Consider the following 26,978-nt stretch of genomic DNA (forward strand, 5'->3'; position numbering starts at 1 on the left):
CTAGATTGCATAGGAATGCGCAACGCCATATTAGTCAGGAGGACGCCATGGCCAACAGTATGAAAAACCGCAACCACAGGGATGCAATTACCCTTTATGCCCGCATGGGTTATGCCTCCCGCGGCATTGTGTATGTATTAGTGGGTAGCCTAGCAGCGCTGGCAGCATTTGGACAAGGCGGCCAAACAGAAGGCAGTCGTGGCGCCTTAGAACGTTTGCTCACCGCTCCCTTCGGTAAAGTCTTGTTAGCCATTATGGCCATCGGCTTGGTGGGCTACGCTATGTGGCGAATCATCCAGGCGGTTAAAGACACTGACCATCACGGCAACGGCGCCAAGGGGCTGGCAATTCGTGCGGGCTTATTGGCGAGCGCCATTACCCACACGTTGTTGTCTTTTTTTGCCGCCACGCTCATCTTTCAATTTGCGGGCTCTTCAGGTGATTCTGGTGGCGGTTCGCAAGGTGTCGCGGGCTGGCTGATGCAGCAGCCTTTCGGGCGCTGGCTGGTCGCTGGGGTTGGCCTCATCATGATAGGGGTAGGTATGGCCCACGCGCTTAAAGGCTACAAGGCCAAATTCGACAAACACTTCGCTATGCCACCACAAACGCAACAATGGGCCTACCCTATTTGCCGTTTCGGCTTAGTGATTCGTGGTGCTGTGTTTGTGATCGTGGGTAGCTTTTTTATCATCGCCGCTTATCAAATCAATCCCAATCAAGCAGGCGGTATGAGCGAGGTGTTTAGCACCCTGCGAAGCCAGCCCTTCGGTCAGTGGTTGCTTGGTTTTGTCGCGCTGGGACTTTTTGCGTTTGGCCTTTACAGCCTATTAGCGGCTGTCTATCGCCGCATTAATCCCGAAGTGTAAGACCTGCATGGCCATAACATCCAAATGCACTAAGTAGTGGTTTGAGCGCATTAACCGCTCGAAGAATATGCTGTGTCTACTCGCCACCCTCTCCTTTCTGGAGACTATTCTTCTGTCCATTCCTATTGAACTGGTATTGACACCCCTGTTGCTGGTGGTGTAAGCCGTGAATCGGTGGCAACCAGCTAAATACCGTAATCTCGCTCGACTTTGGCGATACGGGTTTTGAAGTGCTGGTACCACTGCTGATGGCCTAGCCGCTGAGCTTCTTGATGCTCAGCATGGGCTTTCCACGCTTTAATAGATGCCAAATCGGCCCAGTAAGAAACTGTTACACCCACCTCATTACGGGCAGACTCCACCCCTAAAAACCCCGGCTGCTGTGCTGCAAGCTCAACCATTCTTGCGGCCATTGCGTCATAGCCGTTATCGACCTCGGTGCGTAGTGAAGTGAAAATAACGGCGTAGTAAGGCGGTTCAAGGGTAGTGGCAATCAGGGACATGGCATCACCGGGATCCATGGATCAGAGGCTTCGAAGCATATCCCATGAAACAAAAAATGTATTCAGGGAGCCCACTGCCAGTTGCTGCCAAACCGTACCACAGGCAGTGGGAAGAGCTGTGAGCCTAGGCGTCATCCTGCGCCTTACCAGGCGTCGCTGCCGTATGCTTGGCTTTCATATCCTTGAACGCTTCCATAATGTCCATTGGTAATGGGAAGACAATGGTTGACGCGTTTTTATTGCTCATGTCGCTCATGGTTTGCAGGTAGCGCAGTTGCAGCGCGGCAGAGTTTTCCTGCATGACATTGGCCGCCTCGACCAGTTTCTTGGATGCTTGCAGTTCCCCTTCGGCGTGAATCACCTTAGCGCGACGCTCACGCTCCGCCTCTGCCTGGCGCGCAATGGCGCGAATCATGCTCTCATCCAAATCTACATGCTTAATTTCAACATTGGCGACCTTGATACCCCACGCTTCGGTTTGGGTATCGATGATTTCCTGGATATCGTCGTTGAGCTTATCGCGCTCGGAAAGCATCTCATCCAGATCATGCTTACCCAGCACGGAGCGCAAAGTGGTCTGCGCCAGTTGACTGGTCGCCTGGGTAAAATTCTCGACTTGAATGATTGCCTTTTCTGGATCGACGACGCGGAAATAAAGCACCGCATTAACTTTAACGGTGACGTTATCCTGAGAGATTACGTCCTGTTCCGGCACATCCATGGTAATGACGCGCAGATCCACCACCTCCATCTTCTGAATGGCGGGGATCACAATGACTAGCCCAGGCCCTTTCACTATCTGATAACGCCCCAGAAAGAACACTACGCCGCGTTTATATTCTGGCAGTATGCGAATAGAGGCGGCGATCAACATCACCACCAGCACGACAGGAACTAAATACGAAATAATCATTGGACACCTCGTTTAGCTGTGGGTCGGTTATGTCAGAAAGTGGGCACTAGCGGGGCGTCACATATACCGTTAAGCCATCAAGGCGCACCACCACAAGCTTTTCACCTCGTTTGACTGGCACATCGCTTACTGCGTTCCAGCGCTCGCCATGCAGCCTTACATGGCCGCTGGTCTCAAAATCATCCAGTGCAACCGCATCTGCGCCGATTAACTGCTCCGCGCCAGTGTGTGCCGGACGACGGCGCAGCGTTGCAAAGCGTGTTAACGTCCATAGCATTAGCCCCCCGGACACCAATGCCACACCACCGATTAGTGGTAGCGAAATGGCAAGATGCTCCGCGTCCATCAGCATTACCGAACCAAGTACAAAGGCAATGATGCCGCCAACCCCCAGCACGCCGAAGCTAGGCATAAATGCCTCACCCACCATCAACGCCAGCCCGACCACCATCAGCGCAAGCCCGGCGTAGTTAATCGGCAGCACCTGAAACGCAAACAGGGCGAGCAGCAAGCAAATCAAGCCAATGGTGCCGGGGAACAGGCTGCCGGGATTGGCCAGCTCGAAAACCAGCCCGTAAAAGCCGATGACCATCAAGAAGAAGGCTATGTTGGGATTAGTGATCAGCGATAGCACCTGGGTGCGCCAATCAGGGTCGAAGCGTTCAATGGTGAGGCCTGCGGTCTCAAGCGTAGCATCGCCACTTTCCATGACCACGCTCATGCCGTCAATCTGCTCAAGGAGATCGTCAAGATCGCGCGCCACCACATTGATGACGTTCTGCTCCAGCGCCTCGCTGGCAGTGAAATTGACCGCATTGCGCACGGCCTCTTCAGCCCAATCGGCATTGCGATCATGGCGTTCCGCTAGGCTGCGGATAAAGCTCACCGCATCTTCCATCACCTTGCGTTCCATGGCGCTGCCCTCGCCATCCGACTCCTCAGCCGAATTATCTTCTTCGTCTTCATCGCTGCCGAGCAACCCACCGCCCATTTGTACCGGCGTGGCCGAGCCGAGATGCGTCGAGGGGGCCATGGCAGCCACGTGGCTACCGTAAAGTAGATAGGTGCCCGCGCTTGCCGCTCGCGCACCACTGGGGAAAACGTACATCACCACGGGAATGTCAGCGTTGAGCATCTCGCGAATCATGTCGCGAGTGGTGTCGACCAACCCGCCGGGGGTATCGAGCTCGACGATCACCACCTCACTGCCCTGCTCGCGGGCTTTATTCAGCCCACGCTCAAAGTAGTCCTTGGTAGCCGGGCCGATGGCGCCTTCAATATTAAGCACCAGAACGCTTGGTGAAGCGCTTTGTGCCATGGCCTGCCATGTAAACGACATAGTAGCCATTAGCAAACCGGCAACCATCAACCAGAGCCAGTGCGGTTTGAGAGAAAGGGTTTGCATACCCGCTCCTCGCATGCAACGCCTTGAACATTCCCGTCTAAATCTGCAGCCTATCCATAGCAACATACACAAGGCTATCTACTCAACGTAGCAGCCAAATTGAGCTTCGTCATGAACAACGTGATGGCAGGATTCGAGGGGAAAAGGAGCCTGAACCAAGGCGATGCTGCAAACCAGAGGTGGTTGCAATATTTTTGAGAAGTCGGTTAGTTCAAGTAATAACCACTAACTTTCCACGTGCCCTCTTCCAAGTGAGGAGTGATGGTTTCCGTAATCTGCGATGATCTGTTTTCAAAACGTGTTTGGAACGTCAAAACCGCGTAGTCATCTCTTGGAGCCCCTGGCATAGAGGTTTCGCGGACAACGCTTACTCGCCGACGCGACTGAACCTCACCAAAGTCACGACGCGCTGCACCAATCGTCCGTTCTAACATGTGCGGTGAAAGCGGCTTTTTTAGTAGTGAAGATGAAGATTCCCATGCCTGCTCATACTGACCACTATCGATGGCTTCTAGCCACGCCAACGCCGCCGCCTCTGCCGCACTCGAGTTTGCCTGCGCTTGGTTAGACAGAATGAGAAGCAAGGTGATGATAAAGATCAGCATTTTCGGCATAACGGGCACTCTCGGCATTTAGCAACGACCAGAGAAATCTCGATGGTCTTAGGTATATATCGGTCATCGTCAGAGTTTCTTTAGGGCTGCAAGATGTATTTGCGTAATCGTTAAACTCCAAGCTGTGTCTGCTTCTCAAACCCTACTCGCTCGTTTACTATGCGCCACCCACCCTATTTCAGTTGCCACTATTAGGTCACTATGTCCGTCAATGCCCTCTATACCGACCTTTCTGGCTACTACGATTTGATGTGCGTGGATATCGACTATCAAGCGCAAAGCCACGCCATTCGCAGGCTGCATCAGATTTTCGGTAACGGCGGAACGACACACCTAGATTTAGCCTGTGGCACCGGCCCACACGTGCGCCATTTTATTGATTTTGGATACGCCAGTAGCGGGCTTGATATTAATCAACCCATGCTGGATATTGCCACCACGCGTTGCTCAGAAGCACACTTCACGTTGCAAGACATGAGTGACTTCAAGGCCAACGAGCCTCAAGACTTAATCACCTGCTTTTTATACTCAATCCACTACAACGATGGGATTGAAAAGCTAAAAGCGTGTATATCCAGTGCTCATTGTGCCCTCAAGTCTGGTGGTATTTTCTGTTTTAACGCAGTCGATAAAGACAAAATCGATAACGCTTTATCTGTTAAACACAGCGCCCAACAAGAAAGCGATTTATTCACGTTCCGCTCGGGATGGCACTACAGTGGCCAAGGTGAAAAGCAGTCGCTTAGGCTCAGCATTGAAAAAGCCAACGCTGAAGGAACACAGCTATGGAACGACGAACACCCCATGGTAGCCGTCAACTTTGCGGAGTTAAGCGCACTCTTAGCGCCTCACTTTGAAGTTCATGTGTTTGAGCACAACTATGAAAAAATCATTCCCTGGGATGCCACCTCTGGAAACGCTATTTTTGTCTGTGTGAAGGTTTAATCTCTCCTACCAATTACTTCACTAGTAGGACAAGTCAGCTTTAAGCATCGAACCTTATCTGATCCCCCTGCTTGCTTGGGCTGAAGACTCGTAGAACCTGTGTGTCGCGGGGTCTTTAGACCTCGTCATAAGCGCCGCTTTACAACATTCAGCTTGCTGGGAAAATTCTATAGCGCACTTAAGAATGGCCTTCTACGGTACAGATACTCATCATGCCATTATCAGTGAAGGTACTAACGATGCATCCCCCCTTTATGATATTGAACCAAAGACCCGCGGCAATTCCTCATCCACTACTGAAGTTGCCTCATCCCTGCAAATAAAAATTAATTCACTGCGTCTGTGATCAATAGTCATTTCTCTTTGAATCTAGGAGCCAGTATATGAACGTTCTGATTCAGAAAGGCTTTAACCTTGAGAAGGCTGGGCCTGTCGCTAAGCTATATGAAGAAGCTTTCGGCGCTAAATTCGCGAGCGCAATACCTGACAAGGCTAAGCGCATTCAATTACTCTCCGACTGTTTTGTCCCTGAATTTTCCTTTACTGCCATCTTTGAAGATGAGGTCATTGGGCTAGCAGGGTTTCAGCAGCCCAATGGTTCGCTAACGAGCGGAATCGGGATGAAACAGCTGATAGGCAAGCTTGGAACATTGAAAGGGCTCTGGGCATGTCTGGTGTTCAGCTTATTCGAGCGCAAGCCAAAATCTCAAGAATTGGTGATGGATGGGATTGCTGTCGATAGCCGATTCCGAGGGCAAGGCATAGGTTCCAGACTCTTGGATAGCATTATTGCACATGCCGTGGATAATGGTTTCGAGACGATCCGCTTAGACGTTATCGATAGCAACCCGAGAGCAAGGAGGCTGTACGAGTCCAAGGGATTTATCGCCGTAAACGAAGAGCATTTTCCCTACTTGAAATGGTTAATCGGCTTTTCTGGGTCAACAACCATGGTGTTGAAGGTAGCAAGTTTAACTTAGCAGACAATGCTCGCCCTCTCGAAAGCATATCCCTTCAGAGGTGAGAGCCTGGCGCCTAGATGTTCATTCATAATCGCCATTGTCAGATATTACCCTTCGGCCACACATGGCCGAAATTGCCCCCTTTGTGACCGCTTAACGCATCGTTGGCAGAATGCGTAACAGCTAATCTGTAACCTCACTTCAACACGATGAGATTAGCCATGACCCAGCCTAAAACCGCATTACTATTAGTTGATGTTCAAGCCTCGTTCCCTGCCCGCGATTACTGGGTAGAATCACTGGCTCAGGCGTGGCGCCCCAAGCAGCGTGTGGTACTGAATGCAGCCCAGGCCAACGATATACCGGTTGTACGCATTCTGCATGAGGCACCTGGCAGCCAAGGGGCTTTCGACCCTGACGGTGGCCTTATTCGTCCGCTTGATGACTTTAACGATGAAGTGGCGGTAACCTTTCATAAACGTGCGCATAACGCGTTCAGCGATACCTCACTAGAAAGCTGGTTACGGGAGCGAGGCATTGAACGGCTGGCGATTAGCGGTATTCGTACCGAGCAATGCTGCGAAACCACCGCACGGGTGGCGTCGGATTTAGGGTTTAGCGTCGACTTTATCAGCGATGCTACCCTAACGTTCCCCATGACACGCCACGGCATCACCTGGTCAGCAGATGATATTAAGGCGCGCACCGAACTGGTACTTGAAGACCGCTTTGCGCGTATTATCAGTACACAAGACATGATCAACGAATGGCAAAGCACGCGTGAGTGAAGAGCAACAACATAGCCAGCCGCCATCCCCAAGAGCCACAACTCTGCGGGTGGCGGTGTTGATGATGCCCGGCCAGGTGCCGCTTGATTTGGTTGGCCCACTTCAGGTCTTACAGTGTGCAGACCGGCTTTCAATAGACGTTCAGGTGCACTATATCGGACCCAAAGCGGCCATGCAGTGGTTAGGGCCGTTAACCCTTAGTGGCATCGATCCCTTGCCTGAGCAGCTTCCTACTCAAGATTTACTGCTGATTCCGGGGCAGTACCGCAATAGCCTTGAGCCATTGGCGCAACAAGAGTGCATCGCTTGGCTCAAGGCGAATGCCCGCTATGCGGATACGCTGATGACCGTTTGCTCGGGCACGCTATTACTGGCAGATGCGGGCCTGTTAAAGGGGCGACGCTGTACCACCCACCACACGCTAATCGAGCAGTTGCAGTCCAAAGCCCCACAAGCAAAGGTACAACGTGATTGTATCTTTACCGAGGACGGGCGCTATTTAACCAGCGCGGGGATTTCGACCGGCATTGATACCATACTGTACTGGCTAACCCGCGCTTGCGGCCACTCGCTGGCGCTGGCGGTAGCGCGGGAAATGGTGCTGTATCTTCGCCGCAGTGGTCAGGAGCCTCAGCTGGGCGCCTGGCTTGAGGGCCGCAATCATGTGGATGAACGGCTGCATCGCGTTCAAGATGCAATTTGCGCCGCCCCTTCGCAAACCTGGCGTATCCAGACATTGGCGGCTCAGGCAGCCATGAGCGAGCGTCATTTCCGGCGCCAATTCAAAAGCCTCACCGGCATGCTGGTCGGCGATTACATTATGGGGTTGCGCCTGCAGCGAGCCAAAGCGTTAATGACCGAAACGACATGGACGCTAGCGCGTATCGCCGAAGCATCCGGATTCGGGGATGAGCGGCAGCTAAGGCGCAACTGGGCTCGCCAGGAAAAAGCGCCGCCTAGTGTATGGCGCCGGGCCAGCTCCCAGATGCTGCGTGATTGAGTTAATGTGAGCCATCATTAAAAAAACATACCATTGGTTAACGCCATGACCGAGTTCATCTTGCCAAGCAACGCTAACGATCTAAATTTTCGGCATCGCCTGCCTGATAAACGCTTAGCCCCGTGGGTTCAGTGCCTTTGGTCAATGGGGCGCCCAGGGCATCTCACTGAATCAAGAACCGAAAAGTTCTACCCTGATGCCGGTGCTAGCCTCAGCATCAAGCTCACCAGCCCCCACCCCATTATCACGCTCTGTTTCAACAAAACCACGTTGATAGAGACACTCGACACCACCGCACCCTGTCTGGGCATTCGTTTTAAGGCAGCCGGCACCCACTGCTTGCTGGGTTTGCTACCCGAAGCATTCACAGATACACACTACCGCTTGGATAACGAGCTTGAACCATTAGGATTGCAAGGATTAATACCTGTGGTAGAGCTCCTCTACCAGTTGGACTCGCAACAGGGCTTACGGCTGCTGGAAACATGGTTGTTACATCGACTAGAGAGCCAGCCACCCGCCAATAGCCGTATCACTAAGATTGTTCAAGCCATTGGAGCACTTCAGCTTCCGCCCCAACAGTTAGGCGCCACGCTCGGGTTTACTCGACGTACTCTGGAGCGCAAATTAAAACGTGAAGTGGGCGTTACCCCAGGCCAATTAGTGGCCTATGCCCGACTGAACCGAGCCCGCCATGGACTGCTTGCAACCACGCTGCCCCTAACGGAAATAGCCCTGCAATGCGGCTACTATGACCAAGCTCACTTCACCCATGCCTTCCAATCACTCGCCTATGAAACGCCCGCCGCCTATCGCAAGCGCAAACTGTCGCAAATTTACAAGGCGTAAAAAAACCTCGACGTTAAGCTGAGCTCTCAACTTACTCACCGAGGTCACCCACATGTCTACTCGTATCTCTCAACAGTCTGTATATCGCCTTTGCCCCCGTCTAGCTAAGCACCTGACGGCACTAGGCGACGTTGCCCCAGACTCAACGGTTGATCGCTCGATAATCCACTTGGTCAACCTACGTGTTTCGCAAATTAATCACTGCTGCTTTTGTCAGCACATGCATTCGCAAGAGGCCAGAGACGATGGCGAACACCAGGTTCGCTTAGACGTATTGCCTGCTTGGCGTGAAGCCCCCTGCTTCAGCACACAAGAGCGCGCCGCACTCGCCTGGGCCGAAGCACTAACACTGGTCAGCCAGCAAGCGGTGAGTGACAACGACTATCAAAACGCCCTAGCTGCGTTTGGTGAGCAGGGGCTAATTGACCTCACCGCCATTATTGTCCAAATCAACAGTTGGAATCGAGTATCGGTGGGCTTTCAGTTTGCACCGGACATCAGTATTTAAGCACTGTGAGGCTCTTGAAAGTAATAGTTCAGATAAGGAAATAAAATGAACAGTGAGATAGCGCAGCATCAACAGCTACCCAACCTACTCGGTCTCTTATCAAGCTTATTTTTCTTCTTTGGCAGTCTTTTGTTTCTTCCCGCTTTTGCGAGCTACGCAACCGTAGGCGTATGGTGTTTTGTAATGGGCTCACTGATCATGTTCATTATTTACGTGATGAGTATGAGAGATACTGGTAAGAAGCGCGGCTAATAGAGCACACATACGAAAGTAAGAAACGTCGGTTATAGCCGCTGGGTTAGCTACCCAGCGGATTGCTGACTGTAATGCCTTTCAATATTGGCTGAAACCTTACCCCAGGCGGAGGATTTCACTCTAGCTTGATGTCGCTCAAAAGAGTCTCGGTCAATGAACTCTTCATACACATCAAATCGATAGGGGTTAATAGTGCATTGAACAACCTCAAAAACGAGGCAGCCGGGCTCAGACAGGGTTAACCGCTTATGGTTGATGAGCTCTGCTTTAACAGCGTCCAGATCCGGCTCGGGGACGATGATAAATCCTTTCAGTATGACCTTTGACATTGATTTCCTCGGCGCAGAATCTGCCAACTGCGCTAATGATATGGTTCCGCAACAGTCCATAGGCAGGCATGATGGCCTTGTTATCAAGTGTAATTTACTGCATGATTTTGACATTGCCGTTTCCATGAGGCTGGGTGAATAGATGAATACAGCGCGACTTGAAACCATCACGAACGAAGCAATGACCCTATCGGAGAAAGAGCGGGCTAAACTCGCTCATGATTTGGTAGCAAGCCTGGATGGTATGGCTGAAATCAGTGTATCGGAAGCTTGGGACGCGGAGATATGTCGCAGAATCAATGAGATTGAATCTGGCAAAATCAAATCTTTAGATGTCAGTGAAGTCCTTGAGCGTGCCAGAGCTCGGTTAAGGAACTGATTTTGATAGTAAAGGTTAGTCCAGAGGCTGCAGAAGAACTGATGGAAGCCGCAGCTTGGTATGAACTCGAATCACCGGGGCTTGGTGAACAGCTTATTAATACCTTTGAACAAGCTACCACAAAGCTAAGCGCACCAAATCCACCACTGGTTCCTGTAATAGGCGAAGCACGCAAACGTGGCGCAAAGCGCTTCATCCTTCAACAATTCCCGTTTTCCCTTGTGACTGTTTCCAATAACCAAACAATTACCATTGTTGCTTTCGCCCATCACTCGAGAAAGCCAGGCTACTGGCATAATCGGGTTAGCCCATAATGCCACTCATCGCGCACCTATCGCTTTCATTTCATTAGTATGAAGTACGCCCCTCTACTGCTGAGTTAACCGATACTGCCTCACTGGACGGCCATGAAATTCAAGATTATCGAACACAGAAAACCCGGCTTTCTCTGCGACCTTAAGCGACGCAACATTTTCAGGCTCAATAATAACCACCACCGACGATAGCTGCTTTTGATTAAATGCCTTATGAAGTACCGCTTGCACTGCCTCAGACGCCAGCCCCTGGCCCCAGTACTGTTTGGCTAGCCGATAGCCTAGCCCCATCTCCTCAACACCATTGACCTCTTCGGGGCTGACACCACAAAAGCCAACAAGCTTACCGGACCCCTTCTCAACTAAAGCCCATGGCCCGATACGGTGAGACGCATAGCTATCCAAACACCACTCGATAAACCGCCGAGTCGCCGTTTCATCGCAAACGCCTCGAATCGAATATTTCATCACCTCAGGGTCGCTGAGGATATTGGTCAACTCGGGAACATCATCTAAGGACAACGTTCTTATAACCAGCCTCTCCGTTTCACAAATTTGCACCATTTCCTCCTTGTTGATGATGCTCTCGTTAAGCGCTAGCTCCGACCCCAATTGATTGTCGGGAGAAGTGTGACTTTACTGGGCTTAAGGCCCCCGACGTTGGGTAAAACTGCTACCAAAACTCGGAACAGCCCAAGGAATAGGTTAAGCGTGACGATGGTGTGGCGAAGAGTCTGAAAACTCAACGATGGCTTCAATTTCCACAGCAAACCCCTTCGGCAATGAGCCAACCCCAATGGCAGAGCGTGCATGCTCACCGCGCTCACCAAGAACGGTAACAAACAGGTCGGAACAACCGTTGATGACTTCAGTGTGAGAAGTAAAGTTAGGATCAGCATTGACCATACCAAACACCTTCACGACACGCTGAACCCGATCAAAGTCACCCAGCGCTTCTTTAATGAGCGCAAGGAGATACAGGCCAACCTCTTGAGCGTACATCCGAGCCTGCTCAACAGTGACTTCCTGCCCAACTTTTGGGACAACAACTCCCTCTTCTCGCAACGGAGCACCCTTACCTGACAGATAGAGCATGTTGTCCGAAATGGCATAGGAACGAAAGCTGCCCCTTGGCGTGGTAACGACGGGCAGTTCCAAGCCCAGCGAACGGATACGCTCTTCCACGGTTGATTTCATTACAGGCTCCACGTATATGCTGTTAAGGTTTTAATGACAACGCGCACTGGTGCTGGTTTATTAAAGATCTAGACGATAAACATTCCACTTCTTGATCTCACTGAAACCAAAACTACTTATAAGATCATACCCAATATTGAACTCTTTAAGAACACGCATCTCAGCTCTACAACAATTCTCAGACTGTGACTCATTTACAGCATTCTGTAGTAAAATACTTTTATTTTCATCGCCATCAAAACCATCGATCAAGTACAGATCCTCAATATAAAGAACGCGGGATCCAACGTAACTCGCAAACTTAAAATTATATATATAGAAGCCAATGGGCTGGTTGTCTTGATAAGCCAATAATCCAAAACAAGCAGGCGTAGAGGCCAAAAAAGCGTCGGCGTAACTTGTTCTATCAGCAGTAAACAGGTGCTTTTGATTTTCAGACTCAGCAAGCTTGACATTCAAGTCATAAAGATCGTTGATATTTTCATCATTTACTCTAGCAAGTTCCATAGCTTCATTTCCTATTAATTTTCAACCAATTTTCACGGTAAAGAAAATAGTTGATCTCGGTGCAGTGCTAAGCCCTGCCGATACAACAATCATCTATAAGACCTTTACCACCAACCTTGGCCAGGTTTGTAGCCATCGCTTAGCGCATATTCGGGCATCAAAATCTGTTCGCTTTGGTCGTTTGGGATTTAAGGTAATGGTATAGTCAAACAGAGGCTTAACACCAAAGGGAGCTACAAGAATAACGTCTCCATCATCATCCAAAGCAGCGCCTACAGCAGTTTCTACTTCTACCCAGAAACTCATGGCATCTTCAGTGGACGTATACGGACAGTCATTATTTCTCTCGTGCATTCTTGCCTGGTTCTTTACCGACCAGGGAAACGTTGAGACTTCCCTTAATCCTTGCTCGATCTCATGATCGCGGGAATCGCTTATGTCGTCAGGATCGAAGTAAATTAAATCGATGTCGTTAAGGGCCGTATTCTTCGAAAAATTATGCAGCTTGTCCCACACCAAGTTTCTAACGAATCCAGCAGCGAGACACCACCCCGGCAGCTTCCGCGCAGCCGCTATTGTCAGCGCCTCCATACGTGCCTGATCACTCATCAGCCATTTTTTGACCAGCGCTTCATGCTCCATCTCAATACCTTACTACCAATGCGCCTATTTTGACTTGCTGGGTGGTGCTGAACCATCCAACGCTGGACACGTTATAGCTCCCCTATCCCTGCTGCTACAGATCAACCTCATGATTGATACCGTCGCTAACCGGTACACCATCCAAATCACAGGGGTTAACGCCTTCCAGGCACCCGACATTGAACCCATACACAGTGGGGTTCGAGCGCGTTTGGTGGTGGGTGTAGATGCCGCAGTTTGAACAGAAGTAGTGCTTTGCGACACCTGAATTGAACTGATAAAGCTTTAGATGCTCGGCGCCGCGGAGAATGCGAAGACCGTTCAATGGTACATAGGCCATAACAGCGCCTTTGCGCCTGCAAATAGAGCAGTTACACCGTTTCGGGTCAACAAGCCCCTCAGGCAGATCGAGTTCGAGCTCCACCATGCCGCAGTGGCATGTAGCCCTGTGCCTAGGTTGAATGTTAACTCCGCCCACTTGCTTGACCACAGCCTTCTCCCTCGTATCTATCGCTGGCGAGGCGTTTTATAAGTTAGCATCAACTTCCTTCAGACCTAGAAGCACCGCTGCGCCAATCAAAAACGATCCAGATACCTTACCTAAGTACTGGCGCGCTGATGACTTTAGTTTCGTACTAACCCATTCAGCTGATTTACCGTAGGAAAACAAGAAAACCGCATCCATGATGAGATACGTGGCACTCAGTATCGCAAACTGATGCAGAAGGGGCTCAGATGGGTTAATGAACTGTGGAAAAAGAGCAGCGAAAAAAATAACGGCTTTAGGGTTTGCGGCTGAAGTGATAAAACCTTGCCAAAACAAGCTTTTTTTCGACCGCCCCTGATTCGCCACACCTACATGGCCCCCACTCTTTGAGAAGATCAACCTTAGGCCTAAGTACGATAAATATGCCACCCCCGCCCACTTCACAACGATAAAAAAATCACTGGATTGCTGAACAATGCTCACCAAACCTATCGAGGCGACAATCATTTGTAAAAAATTGGCTGACAAATCGCCAGCAGCGGTAAATAGCGACCGTTGGAAGCCATTGCTAACGCTATTGGAAAGCATCAAAAGCTGGCTAGGGCCCGGTGTACTCATCAAAATGAATACGGTGCTGACATACAGAAGCCAAATTTCCGTTCCCATATCCCCTCACTTTTCAAAATTAAAGTGTGTAACGCCCGCAGAATCAACGATCTAAGACTGAACCTCAAAAGGAGAAATAGCCGTACCTTGGTTGTAAACCATTTTCCAGTCACTTCCCTCTTTCCGCCATATTGACGTTCGCCGAGAATAGCTTGTACCTAAGCCATTTTGACGACTGATAGCAACCCTATAAAAGAGCTGAATAAGATCAGAGCTCAATCTCCGGTGCTCAAAGTCCTGAGATATGGCCGACCATGCGGACTCCTGCGGCAAATAATCAAGGACACTATCTAACCCGAAAAAATCGCCTGATGCGCCGATCTCCAGGAAATCCGAGGACAGTAAAGACCGCAGCTTCGCCGGTGACCTGCGCACCTCGAAGCTAAGCAAGGCTCTTTCCTTTTCTATCAGATCCGCTTCGATTTCCATAGCTGATTACCCTAACGTATGAACTCGACAACCTTCGCGGCTCCTTGGTTAGACCCTATAGAATCAATGGTTAGCCCCCCTGTTCCTCGAGCAAGTCGACATAAGCGCCTTCAATGAGCTGGGATGACTCGATACCGAGCTGATCCAATAGGCGGTGCGCGACTTCCACACCGGGCTGTGATGATTCACTGGAGGAAAGTACCACTTCAAGTTCAAGAAAGTGCCCAAGGCCCTCCACTCTATCGAGATGTACACGAGTCCTGTCAACAAGATACAGCGTGCGATGTTTCCGAACACGACCAACTTCACCATAAGCCAGCGAAAGCGTCTCTCGCAACGCCTCAGGCTCATCAGTTTGCGAGCGAACGTAAAACGATTCTTTCGGGCCTGCCTGATTGGCGCGCCGGTAAAAAATGAGTTCGCCGTGCTTTTCTGAAAACACCCGAAGCTTCAGCCGACCAGCCTCACAATGGAAGAAGGTATCGTCTTGCACTATCTCAGTAGGCCCATTGTCCGCGATCTTAGCCACCCTGGACTCGAGCGCTTCGATGTTGTCGATACGTGCTTTGATCTCAATATTTCTGGCCATGGTAAGTGCCTCCGCCGCTTTCGTTCGGTGCAAACCCTTGAAATCTGCTGGCTGGTTTATCAAGAGTCAATGCCCAGTGGGCAAGCAAAACTACAACACTTCCTTTAACAGCTTATAAAACTCATCCAACTCTTTTTTATCAAGTGGTTCGAGCAATGCGGCAGAAGCGTGTTTAAACGAAACTTGCGCATCTTCATAAATTTTTGTCCCAGCTGTGGTAAGTGCCACCAGGCTGACTCTGGCATCACGAGGGTTTTCCTGCTTCTTAACCAGCCCTATTTTCTCCATAGGATTTAAAAGGCGAGTAACCCCTGATGGGCTCAACCCAACCTGTTCAGCAAGATCGCTACGGCGTACTTTTTGATTGGGTGCGGTGTATAGCTGATTGAGAACCAGATAATCGGACAGGCCAATACCATGCGCGGAAAGCGCACTGCCAATCCGTTTTTGGATTTTACTTTGCAGGTTGATGACACTTAACACCAATCCTGCCTCTATATTTTCCGACATAGTCATTACTCTTGCGCGATGGTTGATCCCACAAATATATATTCAAATGATTGCGCAGTCAAACATATTGCAAGCAAATGCTCGTTAGCGGTTATTGATGACCGAGTGAAATGCCAGGTTAGCTGCTCTCATGCATGTATGCACGAGGCTGACTCTCCTAATTCATGACAAAGAGAATTAGAATCCGTCCTTCATCTTCAGGATAAAATGCGACACGAAGGCACCACTGCTTCCCATTTCGAGAAAGGCATTAACGCTAAAGCCTACCTTCACCGCTGCTTATATAGCGCAATTTTGCTGCCTTCATTCCCAAAAAATTGAATTAATTGTTTTCTAGGCTTTGAAGTTGGGTGGAGTGGCCCAAAGCTGCACCTCGATATAGAGCTCAAAATCTGTTTCCCAATAGCGCTCGTAAGGAATCTCGTGATCATTGGCAGGGATTCCGAAGCGTGTAACGAGCCTACTCACCTCATTAAGCAGAAACACTTGATTGTAGTAAGGCTTGTCGTCTCGGGTTAGCGCAATAAAGCTATCCGGGTAAGTCAAAGACGTTACTTCGGGATCGAGCTCAGAGAGAGGGATTCTAAGCTCACCTTGGTTTGCGTTCAGGTCACGAAACCAAGGGGATTCTCCAAGCACTAGATAGAAGGGATGATCGCGGCGCGGTTTACCTCCACGCGCAACGAAGAGTTCACGCAGCCGAGCCTCAACCTCACGTCGGACTCCTATGTAGTTCCTACCATAGCGCCGTCGGTAGCCGGGATCACGCTGATGACGAGTTAGGATATCTTGGAATACAGGATCTTCCGAGCCAGCAGGAAGCTCTGAGAGACTCCGAAACGGGCCTGTCTCTCGCAAATAATAGTGTGTAGCGAAATCTGGGGGTCTAGTCACTGTTTCATGCCTTCGGCCAAGCTACTAGCCATCAAACGCCCCGTTGAGCGACACATCGAAGCAACTTATTGACACGCCCTAGCCTGGCTAATGAAGTCCTCTAGAAGGGCCATCGCCCGCTCAACATCTCGTTCATAAATAAACAGGTGATCGAATACGGCACCACACTGCGGGCCAGCTTTAATGCCGTGTTCATTTAGCACTCGCAGAACAGGGCCGAGAAAACCAATCACATCGAAAGGAAGCTCGCCATCCGTTGATACAACTCGAAACGGGCCGAAGCTATCTCTTATCGAGACCTCAGTTTTTAAGCGTTCAAGAGCCGCCTCGTCGACTATCGCGGATACACCTGCCTGATCGCGAATTAAACAGCTGTACCGAGCATCGCTTGCCACGAACACGTTAGCCACATCTTGAGCGGATGTGTCGCTAAGATCGAGCATCCAGTAGCGTTCAGGCCAGATTTTCAATGTCATATTCGCCCATACCGCCATTGGATCTATAGACATTACACTCTCCTGTTAGACCGCCAATGACCGCTCGATTCGACAGCTGTTAAAACGTCACATCGAAGCCGCAGCTGGCCTATACCGTATGATACAAAGTGCTGCAGCTATTATATGAATTCAGGCGATTAAGCTCAGGACTCAGAGCTTGAAGCGTCCTGGTTTGGCCGCAACTGAAGCTGGATGCCGAGTAAGAAATTTCGCAGCACCTGATCTTTACACTCTCGATAATTCTTATGGCTGGGCTTGCGGAAAAACGCGCTTAATTCATGGTTACTTAGATTGAAGCCAGCCAGTTCAAAAGCAGCCAAAATATCATCAGCCTTTAAATTCAGCGCAATGCGCAGCTTCTGAAACACCATATTGTTGTTCAACTGCGACTCTGGCACGGGCTGTGGCCCTTCGCGCTTACCACGCTTGAAGCTGATAAACCCATTCAAAAACGCCGCCAGTTCCTTATTCTTCATGGTGACAAAGGCGTCGTCGTCATCCTTTTTCAGCCAAGCCGTTACCTGCTCTTGAGCCACGCTGACCTCTGCCAAGGCGAAGATATCCACGATGGTACTGTCTTTTAAATCAAAGGTGTAACGTATGCGGCGAAAAATATCGTTATTGGTCAAAATAGTGTCCCTAGTCTTAGGCAAACCCAGCACAATCAGGCTTTGTGCATCTACGTTTATCGTGAATATGATTAAAACCAGCAGCTTAAATAAACTAGGCTTTGTACGAAAACTGACTGCGCTAGCCGGCTTTCCGTACAAACCCTAACCTGTTGTCAGCTTTCCAAGCAGCTCGTCAATTTCGTCTTTAAGCTCGCCATCTTCAATTTTATTGGCAGTGACTTGGGCATTTTTAAGATTACTGATAGCCGCGTCGGTTTGGCCCAGTTCGACTTGCAACTTCGCCATGGAGAACGCGATAGATGACATGTGATCCTTCGAGTTAATGGCGACGGCCTTTTCAAAGGCTTTTTCGTAGACTGCCAGCGCCTCATCCAGCTCTTCGGTGAAGTCAGCCAATGTTTCCCACTGCTCTGGATGATCTTTATCGGTGCTCTCATTCTCGGTGCAAATAGCTTCCAGCTCCGCATAGAGCGCATCAAAAGCCTCTCTATCCTCTTTATCGGCAGCCTTCATGAGCTTTTCAGCGAGTTCGTAAACCGCCTTGTATATTTTGGTGTTAATCATGAACGACTACCTTTTCTCTATTTAAAAATAGTAACAAGTAAACAAACCTGCTGAAAATCAACGTATGTAAGGAAGCCACCCCACCGTCACCGGTGGCATTATACCCTTTGGGGATGGCTCTACGGGCGATCATTTTACGGTTTTTGTGCTGGGGTGTTGGTATGTTTTGCTTGAGTGGTCGTCTTAGCTGCTCGCGCCATCAGACCACCCCTTAGAGGCATTGGAGGGCATTTCAGTTACCAATGGCAAAGATTCGACCTGCATTCAACGACTTGGCTTCTGCAATGCCTGGTTAAGTGACTCCAAACTATCAGGGCCACCATCCAAACGAACACAACCATCTGATTCTGACGCCCAAGAAGCCGATGAAGAAAGGTGAAGGTGAATAGATATTTGCGACGCAATCTCATCATTCAGCAAACCAGCGGGAACCCATACCAACTCCGTGTCTCTCAGTTGGTTGGGTACCAGACTACCGCAGACCGAACAAAAATCATTCCGATAGCCGGTTGGCTTCTGAAAGGTACTGATTTTGGATTGGCCGGAAAGCCAGCGGAAGCTATCCGTTTTTACAAAAGTGGCCGTATTCGACGCAGACCCTGTCGCTTTGCGACACAGAGAGCAGTGACATTGATAGAAGTTCGGCAGTTCCCCTTCGATTTCGAACTTAATCTCCCCACACAGACATTCACCTTTCATTGAATATTCCTTTGGTTTAAGCAGCAAGCGGTCCTAGACAACCGCTGACCGCGAATCGCTGTTAACAGCAGCACTCCATGACTAACTCAGGATGACTCGTTAATTCATCCACTTTCTCATCTAATACAATAAATCCATGCTTCTTATAAAAATTGATACTTGGTAAATTTTCACTGTAGACCGTCAGTTGCAAGCACTCCCTTCTGCTCTTGGCATCGTTAATAAGCGCAGACCCCACACCTCTCCCCTGTAAGTTTGGAGACACAAAAGCGGCGGCCAACGTATTTTCGTATAGACTGTAAAATCCAGCTAATTGTCCCTCAGATTCAAATACAAAAGTCTCCGATGCAGGGAGATATACATCACGCATTTCACCAACTTTTGAGCGCCAAAAATCTGATCCAATAAAAGCGTGTGCTTTAATTGAGGCTGAAAGCCAGATATCCAGCACTTGATCAATATCTGACTCTCGGTATTTGCGAATCATCTGCATATTCCTTTCTGATAATCAACTGCACCAATGGCATCACGGAGAGCCATGTGATAAATGTTGTCGGTACAGTACAGAGCCAAGTAAATCAGGAATCCACCCAGGCTTGAAGAGTGAGGGATCTTTATCGAGTAATTCGTCAAGGCTCCACCATTTCCACTGCTGAATAGTGCTCTTCTCCTCATCTGTCCACTTTGCCGCAAACACCTTTCTATTTGCTGGCCACTCAACTAAAAAGTACTGTTCAAGCCACCGCGCTGGCACCGATCTCGCAACGGCGTAAACATCATCACGCTCCCTTAACATTTCTCCAACGTCTTGTGCTAAACCTGTTTCCTCATATAGCTCACGTTTCGCAGCCTCAGCATAGCTCTCTCCCGGTTTTAGCTCACCTCCCACGGTGGCCCAAAACGGAGACTGATGTTCATCTTGATATAAAAACAGCAGTAAACGTCCTTCTTCATCAACGATTATTAACCTGGATGATTTTCTTGTCTCCATTTCTAATGCTCCGCTGCTCCTATAAATATTAACGTCGGCTTTCGCAACTGCAGAGATGTGTAAAAGGCCAGCCGATACACTGACCAATCTTCGCAGTAGCAATACAATATTACTTTAGGCTTTGTCTGAAAAGTCGGCGAGCGAAGGCCAGACAAGGCCAAAATCGGCGAAAAGACGGATCGGACTCGCGCACGAGCCGATTTTTAACGCCGTATGGTCGAGCACAGCCAGTTTTCAGTCAGAGCCTAGCTCCCTATCACTAGGGTTCACTTTGTAGCACCCTTCATCTGTGGTTAAGTCGCCACAATGCATGAACTCAAAGGTAGAAAGCACTTTCTCACCTTGCTGTAGGAAGTAAACAAACACCACCAATCACTAAACGAGGTACGTACGGCATCGATTAAGACTGCAAAACGATCAAAGCCAATGTGCCCAATAGATTTATTCTCTTCCTAGTAAGCGCTGCTATGCCAGGAAACAGGTGTCCACTCTTCACCGTGCCCCTCTTCCGGCCCCTTCTCCTTCCATTGGGTTACGTAATGTCTCTCGCTTTCCGATATCCCTTTTTTAGTTTCAACTCTCATTAAAACTCCAGAATTTAACAGCTAATATAAATTATACTTAACCTCACTAAAAAATAACTCCATCGCTGGCCAGCGCCCCCCTATGGAGGCTGCTATGCTTGTTACTGAACATGGCGGTTTAAATTTTATTCGGCCAACAGCCTCTTGACCTGGGCGCTCTCTTCTTCGGGGAGCTTCAGATTGCAGATAATCTTTCCTTCTGTGAATCGACTCTCAAACTTATTTTCCTCTGTAGTGATGAACGTTACTGAGATCACTTTGGAATAGAAAGCGAGGAGCAGGTCAACTAGACGCCAAGCGCTTGAATCTAATACAAGTCTCCGCTTGTCACAAGGCATTACAAATGCCCTGATGGCAGCTCAGTGATATTGCCGCAGCGCCGCCAGTGCGCGCTGAAGAAAATCGAGTTGGACATCTCGAAGCCAAGTACCGCGGCGAAGTTCTGGCTCGTTCATCTGCACCTTGCGTATTTCTGCTTGCGCCTTTGGGTCCTGACCAGCATAGCCTTGAAAGATGGCCAACCAATCCTGAGCCACCTCTCGACCGATTTCGCTTTCGGGGCTAATACCTTGTTCCAGCATTTGGTTAATACGCCTGAGGAGAGGCGGCCAATGTTTCATATAGTCGCCATAACGCTCAGCCAAGTAGGCATAGACTGACGGACTCAGGTGGCGGCGGAAGATCGCTAGCTTGTGCTCCAGGAAAGCCTGCTGGATGAAGTTCAACTGCTCCCTTTCAATGGACAGATAGTCCCGTAGAGCCTGCTCTCGCTCGGCCATCAGGCTCAGCTTACGGAGTAGCTCAGGGTTACCAGTAGTATCCTGCTCTAGTTGCTCCATCCAGCGCACCGCTAAATTTTGGGCTGAAGGAGCGGTCGGCTTTACGCCTTCGGCCTGGAGAGTATTTAATTCATCCAGCAGCAGTTGCCACTGAGCCCGCGTGGCACGCTGACGTGTGTAAAAACGCAGATCTTGAAGTTCATCCCTGGAGAAGTAGCGACTATAAGCCTCCAGTAATTCCAGAGTATTGAGAAATGCCTCAGTACTGGGTTCTACTTCTCCAGCGAATGTATTCCGCAGCTGCTGCAAGTGATCCCTCAAGCGCGTAGCGCTATCGATTTGGGCGTTTAGGGCTGTGATGTTGTCGTCCACAAGCGTTTTGATAGAATGACGGGCATCGTCTTGCAGAAGTGAGGCGACCTCTGCCAAGGTGAACCCCAGGTTCTTAAGCAGTTGGATACGCTGTAGGCAAGCAATATCCTGAGCATGGTAGAGGCGATAGCCAGCCTCGGTACGACCCGAAGGTTTGAGGAGCCCCAAAGCATCGTAATGATGCAGAGTACGCACGGTGATACCAGCGCGCCGAGCTAGTTCACCCGCTTGCATAGGCTTAAGGATATCGTCGCTTTTATTTTGCCTCATGAGCGATGCCTTCCCTCCTTCTACTTTCTCCATCAGCTCTTATTGATTGCATTGATTTGACTCGGTGTACGTTTATCACAGCAACTGAGCCATTTTACCCAGCGCTTCCCCCAGACGCGCACCACGATTTATCGCAAAGCAACAATATAATTAAATCCACCGCCGGCAATCTGCAACCCGTCCTTACGCCGGTGAAAATATCGCTGGTTCAGGCTGGTGGTATCATTATTGTCCACCTGGGCAAAGCCCATTCCTTGCAACCCCTCCACCAACGTTGCAGGATGGAACTGCGAGAGCCAAGGTTCCCCCATGGCAGCGAATATCCGCTCAGAAACAGCGACTATCGATTGTTCGATGGGGTTGAGCAAATTGGTAGCCACACGATAGTCGAAGACAATAATCGACCCTGGAGGCAAGCCAGCCACCGATTCCAACACATTACATACCTGCTCCGGCGTCAGGTAAGGGCTAACGCCCATCCAACTAATAGCAACGGGCTGAGTACAATCGAGACCTGCCCCTGACAGCACTTCAAGCCAGCTTGGCCGCGTCAGGTCAACTGCTACAAACTGCATTTTGGCGGGTATCGTCAATCCGGCCTGCGCCACCCGATCTTGTTTGAGCTTCAGCATTGCTGGCTGATCCACCTCATACAGATTCACATGAGGCATGCTTGCACCATAACGCAAGGCGTAGGTATCCAAACCAGCACCAAGACTCACTACCTGAGACACGCCCCTTGCTACAGCTGCATTTAGTGTATCTTCTGAAAGCAGGCTACGGGCGACAATGCCTGCGCGCATGGAACGGGCGCTAGAGTCGTTATAAGCAAATGGGTCAGCACTCACTGCTTTACCAAGCTCTGAACCGAGCAGGGACAAGCTCAAAGGATCATCTAATACTCTTGGCTCGTCCAACAACTGATGCACCGCACGGGCAATCGCCACGCGATGGGCAGAGTCGTTGGGATTGGCCTTTGAGGTCTGAATCGTCTTCGGATCCTGCATTGTTAGCTCCATCGTTTTTTAACAATGCAGGGACTCTAAGGCCTCACGTTGCGTGAAGGTCAATATCCCAGAACGAATTAATTTAGTGCTTTTTTTAACCTACTAAGGCAGATCCAGAATTTTGTATCAAAACGCTAATCTACCCACCAGAGCGGTGGCATATGAGCAATAATGGACCCTCTTTACTGTGGATTGACGTCACGAAGTAAATGGAAGGGGGCTCCCGAGCACCCAATTGAATAGGCCGCATGCCGCAAACTTCTTGCTGACTTGCATCACGCGCTGGCCTAAATAACGCGCAGCGAACAAGTCTGTGTCATCTAAAACACCGTCTACTGAATGAGCGATAAGCCCAGATTGCGCTCCTAGTCTGTTACGCATTTCAGGATCGTAGTTGCCTGGGATATCCAAACCTACCCATAGTTCATCACACCTCCCCCTTCCGTTGTTGCACTGCTTGTTGCTGCGTTTCTCCCTGCGTTACGGGTTGCTGAGCATCGCGGTTTAAATTCCGCTCGGCCGGAATATCGTTCAGGTACTCGACAAACTCCACTTCAAAACCGGCCGGATCGACAAAATAGACATTTTTGCGAAACGGCTCTACAGCTCCTGGTTTCGCAATGGCATAACCCGCGTTATTCAACCTGGCCACAACGGCATCAAGGTTATCGGTCACATAGGCAAAGTGGGCCAAGCCAACGCTGTGGCCTTTCAAATCGCGATTCACTCCTTCACCGTGATCGCTTAGCGCCAGGTAATGTTCGTCGTCACCAAAGTGCACCCATTTACGCGGTTTGCCATATCACTCGCCATGGCCTTCAATTCACTGCCTCCGTTGCCAGAAGGCCTCCTGACTGAAACGCCTTGGCCCCTGGTAGCTGGCCTTGAGATGCCAGAGATAACGCTGGCTGACTGCTTGCATCTCCTGCTGGTAGGCACCGAGTGACTGGTGCAAGCCAGATTCGATGGCCTTGGCTGCACTGGTTGCCGAAGCCAGGGAATGAAAGAGCCCTTGTGAAGCCAATGGGTCGAAGGCCAGCAGGGCATCGCCGATAGCCAGAAATCCCGGCCCCGCCTTCGGCAACTGCCCTACTTCCAACAGGGAAGTACCCGCCGGTCGACCGCGTACACGGGCGGGGGCCACCCTCTCCAGTACCTCTGCCAATAGGGCATGCTCCCTGGCTCGGGCCAGAAAGGCATCGGGGTGACGCAACAACTGACGGCATAGCGGATCATCGACGTCCATATGGTAGGCCAACACCCGTTGCCCTTGAGGCAGGGGCACCGTATACCACCAGCCACGGGCATCCGCCTGAATGCGCATAGTAGCGTCCTGGCTCTCGGCCGCTTGGTCCAGGAAACTGTAGAGGCACAGCAAAGGATCATCAGCATCGCGCCGTAATCCCAATTGACGCCCCAGATACCCACTACGGCCCGTGGCATCAATCATCACAGGCGCCCTAAACGATCCCAGTGTCGTGTCCAAGTACCACTGGCCCTGACGGTGGCGGATATCCACTTGCTTGCAGCCCTCCCCCAGCGTCACCCCGACATCCTGGGCTCGAAGACGCAGCATCTGCTCAAATTCTCGCCGATCTAGATACCACCCAGGTCCGGCCGGATCCTGGATGGCATCCCGCCAGACCGGCTTATCATCGTCCCACACCGATACTGCAGCGCCCCGCTCCCGGTGTCCCGCGTCCCGAAAAGCCGCCATCAAGTTAAGGCGCTGCAGCAGCACAGCTGCTGCTCCCGGCAGGGACTCACCAATGGGGGGCGTCCTAGCCAGGGAAGCCCGGCGTTCCAGCACCAGCACCCGCTGCTCCGGCCGCAGCAGAGTGCCGAGCGCCAGCCCAGCAGGTCCGGCACCGACAATCACTACGTCGAAGGGGCGATAGTTAGCCATTAGCGGCCGCGTCGTTGTTCGATCAACAGCTTCCGCATGCCTTTGTCTGTGTCGTGCCGCTCCTCAGGCGTCAAGTCACGGCCGCCTCTATCTTCGACCTGCATCTGCGGCGGGAAGTCGGGATCTCCGTTGAGCCCTGGCTGCACCTCCACAATCCCCATCTGATCGAAATCAGTCACCATTCTCGCCAACTGTTGCTTGTGGTCAGGGCCCAGAGTGCGGTCCCAGTCGGCGCGATGATGGTAGGCAGCTAGGCGCGCGTCCCTCGGCAGCGAGTCGTTCATCACCGTGTCATAGTTCTCTTTGCTCAGCACCTGATTGGGTACCCGAGCGGGCCAGAAGGTGGGCAGATAAGGATCGTATTCGGTGTCGTAGCCGGAGCGGCAACTGGCGGTGTCGGTTTGCCAGGGAATGGCCATCCAACGGGTGATAGAGCCGGGGGATTGGCCGTACAGAGGACCGTTATAAGACTTCACCATGGCCGGAGTCAGGGTCGTGCCGTAGTCCGGCTCCGGATCTTCGGGACTGCGGTGGCGCCAGCGGTAGGGTTCCATATACATGGTGCTATGGCGTACCGGCCAGGTCATCTCACACCCCGGATGGAAAGCGTCGGCGATGCAGAACTCCATCGCTGCTCTGTCCAGCATAGCGGGCTGCTGCTCCAACGGAACCTTGTCGATACTCTCAGGTGATTGCCGATGTGGATCGTAGTCCGCCTCAAAATCGCCTTCCGCCCACTTGTCCAGCAGTGCCAGTTGGGTGGTGGTCAGGGTGTTCATAGCGTCGGGCACATTTGGCATGGGAACATTCATGGCATCGCCATAGATCCAGGGCCAAGGCTTCATGGAGATATCGCCGTCCTGGGGATTGCGGAAGCTATTGGCCACGGTGCGCCTAAGTTCGGCGTAGGTTTCACCCGGCTCGGCCAGTTGCGACAGGTAGCGGTGCTCCAGGAAGTACTGGGGCATGCCATAGCCGAAGCCAGCGGCAAAGCCCGCATTCATCCATTGTAGATCGCACATGGCTTTGAGGATGGGCAGTATGTCGTCGGTAAAGGAAGGTCTGGTGGGTGCCGGTAACTGGCCAGCCTGGATAGCCACATCCGTCATCAGCGCGTACATGGTACGCACCGCTTTCTGCTGTGGGCCGTAATTGGGCGGAGCCACCACCACCCAGGCTGGCGTCACGATAATCGGACGGCCATCCACCAATACTGTGGCCGTCACGGGGCCGTCACTGGTGTCATCATACCAGCCGTCATTATTGGCGAAGGTAGTGGGTGGCTTTTCCTGATAGGAAGCGGAGCGCCCATGGCCACCGAATACCTGCAGGCGACCAACAGTGTCGGTGCGTAACTCCCCCAGTGGCACCTCTATTCCCATGAACGTGCCGCCCTGAAACTGAGCCACGCCGGAACAGGTATTGATGCTACGCGCTCCTGGGGTAATGGACAGATTGTGCCTATCCCGCAGAGCCACCTCGGCGTTACGACGCGTGGAAGGCGCTGCCGTCTCAGCTTCGGGGATATCCAACGCGAGCTCGAAGTTGTACCAAGCCGCTTTATGGTTAGCTACCTCCACTGTCCAGGTAATCTCGGTGGTAGGATCCATGGTCAGTTCCCGCACTACCCTACCGTTGCCGTCGTAAGCGTAGATGCGGAACTCGGCCACCTCGCGTTTCAAGGCACCAGTGGCGTCCCGATAGGCCCCCGGTTCCCTGGGCAGGGGCTCGGTGACCTGGGGGCCGATGTAAAAACCGTCAGTTTGCTTGGAATTGCCCACCCTGGCGATACCAATGGCCGGGTGAATTTTGGCGTAAGCGATCTCAGACATCTGTCACTCCCTTTTTGTATGGGACGACACCATGAAGCGAAGGGGTTCTGGCGCCGCATAGGCTCATGAATCTCTGAACTGTAACTGAAGAAATAGTAAAGCTGGATCAGCGGTACACTGCTGCTCACCAAGATAGAACAAGACAGCCACTTATTCACTGCAAAAGGTGAAATTTAATTTGGGTCTCATCTATTCAAATTGCGCTGCTACCTTTTACAAGGTAACTGGCCTTCCCCGCTTAAGCGTTTATTAAACACAACCCAACCATTATCCCCTACGATTCCCAAAATCAGT

General features: G+C 50.9%; 35 protein-coding genes and 1 pseudogene. 10 read left to right on the plus strand and 26 right to left on the minus strand.

Going from position 1 to position 26,978, the window contains the following annotated elements; genetic code table 11:
* Positions 1 to 47 precede the first annotated feature (47 nt).
* Positions 48 to 866: a DUF1206 domain-containing protein gene (locus ACW17M_RS07295; protein ID WP_190373091.1), complete on the plus strand. Its 819-nt coding sequence runs from the start codon at positions 48 to 50 to the stop codon at positions 864 to 866.
* Between the two features lie 185 nt (positions 867 to 1,051).
* Here ACW17M_RS07295 and ACW17M_RS07300 read toward each other — a convergent pair whose 3' ends face one another.
* The 4 genes from ACW17M_RS07300 to ACW17M_RS07315 form a co-directional block, all read right to left on the minus strand.
* Entirely contained in the window at positions 1,052 to 1,369 is a 318-nt protein-coding gene (locus ACW17M_RS07300) for an antibiotic biosynthesis monooxygenase family protein (protein ID WP_027957571.1), read from the minus strand.
* Positions 1,370 to 1,493: 124 nt separating this feature from the next.
* The gene (locus tag ACW17M_RS07305; RefSeq protein ID WP_009287026.1) at positions 1,494 to 2,282 is read right to left on the minus strand and encodes a slipin family protein; all 789 of its coding nucleotides are present in this window, start codon (positions 2,280 to 2,282) and stop codon (positions 1,494 to 1,496) included.
* 46 nt (positions 2,283 to 2,328) lie between these two features.
* Entirely contained in the window at positions 2,329 to 3,687 is a 1,359-nt protein-coding gene (locus ACW17M_RS07310; RefSeq protein WP_457547126.1) for an NfeD family protein, read from the minus strand.
* 206 nt (positions 3,688 to 3,893) lie between these two features.
* Positions 3,894 to 4,301 carry a DUF4019 domain-containing protein gene (locus ACW17M_RS07315; RefSeq protein WP_457547127.1) on the minus strand — a complete coding sequence of 136 codons (408 nt, stop codon included), beginning with the start codon at positions 4,299 to 4,301 and terminating at the stop codon, positions 3,894 to 3,896.
* Between the two features lie 201 nt (positions 4,302 to 4,502).
* Here ACW17M_RS07315 and ACW17M_RS07320 point away from each other — a divergent pair, with 201 nt between their 5' ends.
* From ACW17M_RS07320 to ACW17M_RS07350, 7 genes are all read left to right on the plus strand, one after another.
* On the plus strand, positions 4,503 to 5,246 hold the full coding sequence (locus tag ACW17M_RS07320) for a class I SAM-dependent DNA methyltransferase (protein ID WP_457547128.1): 744 nt from the start codon (positions 4,503 to 4,505) through the stop codon (positions 5,244 to 5,246).
* A gap of 383 nt (positions 5,247 to 5,629) precedes the next feature.
* Positions 5,630 to 6,226 (plus strand): GNAT family N-acetyltransferase, encoded by a 597-nt coding sequence (locus ACW17M_RS07325; protein WP_457547129.1) that lies wholly within the window; start codon positions 5,630 to 5,632, stop codon positions 6,224 to 6,226.
* Between the two features lie 203 nt (positions 6,227 to 6,429).
* The gene (locus ACW17M_RS07330) at positions 6,430 to 6,996 is read left to right on the plus strand and encodes an isochorismatase family protein (RefSeq protein WP_457547130.1); all 567 of its coding nucleotides are present in this window, start codon (positions 6,430 to 6,432) and stop codon (positions 6,994 to 6,996) included.
* The gene (locus ACW17M_RS07335; protein ID WP_457547131.1) at positions 6,989 to 7,996 is read left to right on the plus strand and encodes a GlxA family transcriptional regulator; all 1,008 of its coding nucleotides are present in this window, start codon (positions 6,989 to 6,991) and stop codon (positions 7,994 to 7,996) included. The genes ACW17M_RS07330 and ACW17M_RS07335 overlap by 8 nt, the downstream gene beginning before the upstream one ends.
* 45 nt (positions 7,997 to 8,041) lie before the next feature.
* Positions 8,042 to 8,845 (plus strand): helix-turn-helix domain-containing protein, encoded by an 804-nt coding sequence (locus tag ACW17M_RS07340; protein WP_457547132.1) that lies wholly within the window; start codon positions 8,042 to 8,044, stop codon positions 8,843 to 8,845.
* 52 nt (positions 8,846 to 8,897) lie between these two features.
* The gene (locus tag ACW17M_RS07345; RefSeq protein WP_009287032.1) at positions 8,898 to 9,353 is read left to right on the plus strand and encodes a carboxymuconolactone decarboxylase family protein; all 456 of its coding nucleotides are present in this window, start codon (positions 8,898 to 8,900) and stop codon (positions 9,351 to 9,353) included.
* A 45-nt stretch (positions 9,354 to 9,398) separates the two neighbouring features.
* Positions 9,399 to 9,605 (plus strand): YrhK family protein, encoded by a 207-nt coding sequence (locus tag ACW17M_RS07350; protein ID WP_022523108.1) that lies wholly within the window; start codon positions 9,399 to 9,401, stop codon positions 9,603 to 9,605.
* Between the two features lie 50 nt (positions 9,606 to 9,655).
* Here the strand turns inward: ACW17M_RS07350 and ACW17M_RS07355 are convergent, their stop codons facing one another.
* Complete coding sequence (locus ACW17M_RS07355) at positions 9,656 to 9,937, minus strand: putative quinol monooxygenase (RefSeq protein WP_457547133.1); 282 nt, start codon at positions 9,935 to 9,937, stop codon at positions 9,656 to 9,658.
* Positions 9,938 to 10,079: 142 nt separating this feature from the next.
* On the opposite strand from ACW17M_RS07355, the gene ACW17M_RS07360 reads away from it, so the two are divergent.
* Positions 10,080 to 10,316: an addiction module protein gene (locus tag ACW17M_RS07360; protein WP_457547134.1), complete on the plus strand. Its 237-nt coding sequence runs from the start codon at positions 10,080 to 10,082 to the stop codon at positions 10,314 to 10,316.
* Positions 10,317 to 10,318: 2 nt separating this feature from the next.
* Positions 10,319 to 10,630: a type II toxin-antitoxin system RelE/ParE family toxin gene (locus ACW17M_RS07365; protein ID WP_457547135.1), complete on the plus strand. Its 312-nt coding sequence runs from the start codon at positions 10,319 to 10,321 to the stop codon at positions 10,628 to 10,630.
* Positions 10,631 to 10,684: 54 nt separating this feature from the next.
* Here the strand turns inward: ACW17M_RS07365 and ACW17M_RS07370 are convergent, their stop codons facing one another.
* The 21 genes and pseudogenes from ACW17M_RS07370 to ACW17M_RS07470 form a co-directional block, all read right to left on the minus strand.
* Complete coding sequence (locus tag ACW17M_RS07370) at positions 10,685 to 11,194, minus strand: GNAT family N-acetyltransferase (protein ID WP_457547136.1); 510 nt, start codon at positions 11,192 to 11,194, stop codon at positions 10,685 to 10,687.
* Between the two features lie 141 nt (positions 11,195 to 11,335).
* Complete coding sequence (locus ACW17M_RS07375) at positions 11,336 to 11,827, minus strand: RidA family protein (protein ID WP_022523105.1); 492 nt, start codon at positions 11,825 to 11,827, stop codon at positions 11,336 to 11,338.
* Positions 11,828 to 11,887: 60 nt separating this feature from the next.
* Positions 11,888 to 12,334, minus strand: coding sequence for a hypothetical protein (locus ACW17M_RS07380; protein WP_159176902.1), 447 nt, complete (start codon positions 12,332 to 12,334; stop codon positions 11,888 to 11,890).
* 93 nt (positions 12,335 to 12,427) lie between these two features.
* Positions 12,428 to 12,976, minus strand: coding sequence for a nucleotidyltransferase family protein (locus ACW17M_RS07385; protein ID WP_027957583.1), 549 nt, complete (start codon positions 12,974 to 12,976; stop codon positions 12,428 to 12,430).
* A gap of 94 nt (positions 12,977 to 13,070) precedes the next feature.
* Positions 13,071 to 13,466, minus strand: coding sequence for a GFA family protein (locus ACW17M_RS07390; protein WP_159176903.1), 396 nt, complete (start codon positions 13,464 to 13,466; stop codon positions 13,071 to 13,073).
* 36 nt (positions 13,467 to 13,502) lie between these two features.
* Positions 13,503 to 14,129 (minus strand): LysE family translocator, encoded by a 627-nt coding sequence (locus ACW17M_RS07395; RefSeq protein ID WP_159176904.1) that lies wholly within the window; start codon positions 14,127 to 14,129, stop codon positions 13,503 to 13,505.
* 51 nt (positions 14,130 to 14,180) lie between these two features.
* Positions 14,181 to 14,558 (minus strand): nuclear transport factor 2 family protein, encoded by a 378-nt coding sequence (locus ACW17M_RS07400; RefSeq protein WP_159176905.1) that lies wholly within the window; start codon positions 14,556 to 14,558, stop codon positions 14,181 to 14,183.
* Between the two features lie 70 nt (positions 14,559 to 14,628).
* On the minus strand, positions 14,629 to 15,147 hold the full coding sequence (locus ACW17M_RS07405; RefSeq protein WP_457547137.1) for a class IV adenylate cyclase: 519 nt from the start codon (positions 15,145 to 15,147) through the stop codon (positions 14,629 to 14,631).
* Between the two features lie 90 nt (positions 15,148 to 15,237).
* Complete coding sequence (locus ACW17M_RS07410) at positions 15,238 to 15,657, minus strand: MarR family winged helix-turn-helix transcriptional regulator (protein WP_223827934.1); 420 nt, start codon at positions 15,655 to 15,657, stop codon at positions 15,238 to 15,240.
* Between the two features lie 333 nt (positions 15,658 to 15,990).
* A complete protein-coding gene (locus ACW17M_RS07415; protein ID WP_159176908.1) occupies positions 15,991 to 16,551 on the minus strand; it encodes a hypothetical protein in 561 nt (186 codons plus the stop codon).
* A 65-nt stretch (positions 16,552 to 16,616) separates the two neighbouring features.
* Positions 16,617 to 17,060 carry a hypothetical protein gene (locus ACW17M_RS07420; protein WP_159176909.1) on the minus strand — a complete coding sequence of 148 codons (444 nt, stop codon included), beginning with the start codon at positions 17,058 to 17,060 and terminating at the stop codon, positions 16,617 to 16,619.
* A gap of 131 nt (positions 17,061 to 17,191) precedes the next feature.
* Positions 17,192 to 17,677, minus strand: coding sequence for a YehS family protein (locus ACW17M_RS07425; RefSeq protein WP_159176910.1), 486 nt, complete (start codon positions 17,675 to 17,677; stop codon positions 17,192 to 17,194).
* 144 nt (positions 17,678 to 17,821) lie between these two features.
* The gene (locus ACW17M_RS07430; protein ID WP_457547138.1) at positions 17,822 to 18,244 is read right to left on the minus strand and encodes a tetratricopeptide repeat protein; all 423 of its coding nucleotides are present in this window, start codon (positions 18,242 to 18,244) and stop codon (positions 17,822 to 17,824) included.
* Between the two features lie 264 nt (positions 18,245 to 18,508).
* Positions 18,509 to 18,943 carry a GFA family protein gene (locus ACW17M_RS07435; protein WP_457547139.1) on the minus strand — a complete coding sequence of 145 codons (435 nt, stop codon included), beginning with the start codon at positions 18,941 to 18,943 and terminating at the stop codon, positions 18,509 to 18,511.
* A 61-nt stretch (positions 18,944 to 19,004) separates the two neighbouring features.
* Positions 19,005 to 19,430: an N-acetyltransferase gene (locus ACW17M_RS07440; RefSeq protein WP_457547140.1), complete on the minus strand. Its 426-nt coding sequence runs from the start codon at positions 19,428 to 19,430 to the stop codon at positions 19,005 to 19,007.
* 39 nt (positions 19,431 to 19,469) lie between these two features.
* Positions 19,470 to 19,934 (minus strand): NUDIX hydrolase, encoded by a 465-nt coding sequence (locus ACW17M_RS07445; RefSeq protein ID WP_457547141.1) that lies wholly within the window; start codon positions 19,932 to 19,934, stop codon positions 19,470 to 19,472.
* Between the two features lie 943 nt (positions 19,935 to 20,877).
* Positions 20,878 to 21,939, minus strand: a complete 1,062-nt coding sequence (locus ACW17M_RS07450; protein ID WP_457547142.1) for a MerR family transcriptional regulator — start codon at positions 21,937 to 21,939, stop codon at positions 20,878 to 20,880.
* Positions 21,940 to 22,067: 128 nt separating this feature from the next.
* A complete protein-coding gene (locus ACW17M_RS07455; RefSeq protein ID WP_039859136.1) occupies positions 22,068 to 22,946 on the minus strand; it encodes a class I SAM-dependent methyltransferase in 879 nt (292 codons plus the stop codon).
* 427 nt (positions 22,947 to 23,373) lie between these two features.
* A pseudogene (locus ACW17M_RS07460) lies at positions 23,374 to 23,766 on the minus strand (VOC family protein); the annotation flags it as partial.
* Between the two features lie 3 nt (positions 23,767 to 23,769).
* Complete coding sequence (locus ACW17M_RS07465; RefSeq protein ID WP_457547143.1) at positions 23,770 to 24,852, minus strand: NAD(P)/FAD-dependent oxidoreductase; 1,083 nt, start codon at positions 24,850 to 24,852, stop codon at positions 23,770 to 23,772.
* Positions 24,852 to 26,684: a LodA/GoxA family CTQ-dependent oxidase gene (locus ACW17M_RS07470; protein ID WP_457547144.1), complete on the minus strand. Its 1,833-nt coding sequence runs from the start codon at positions 26,682 to 26,684 to the stop codon at positions 24,852 to 24,854. The genes ACW17M_RS07465 and ACW17M_RS07470 overlap by 1 nt, the downstream gene beginning before the upstream one ends.
* Positions 26,685 to 26,978: the final 294 nt, after the last annotated feature.

The organism is Vreelandella sp. 2A-K22, assembly GCF_054065485.1.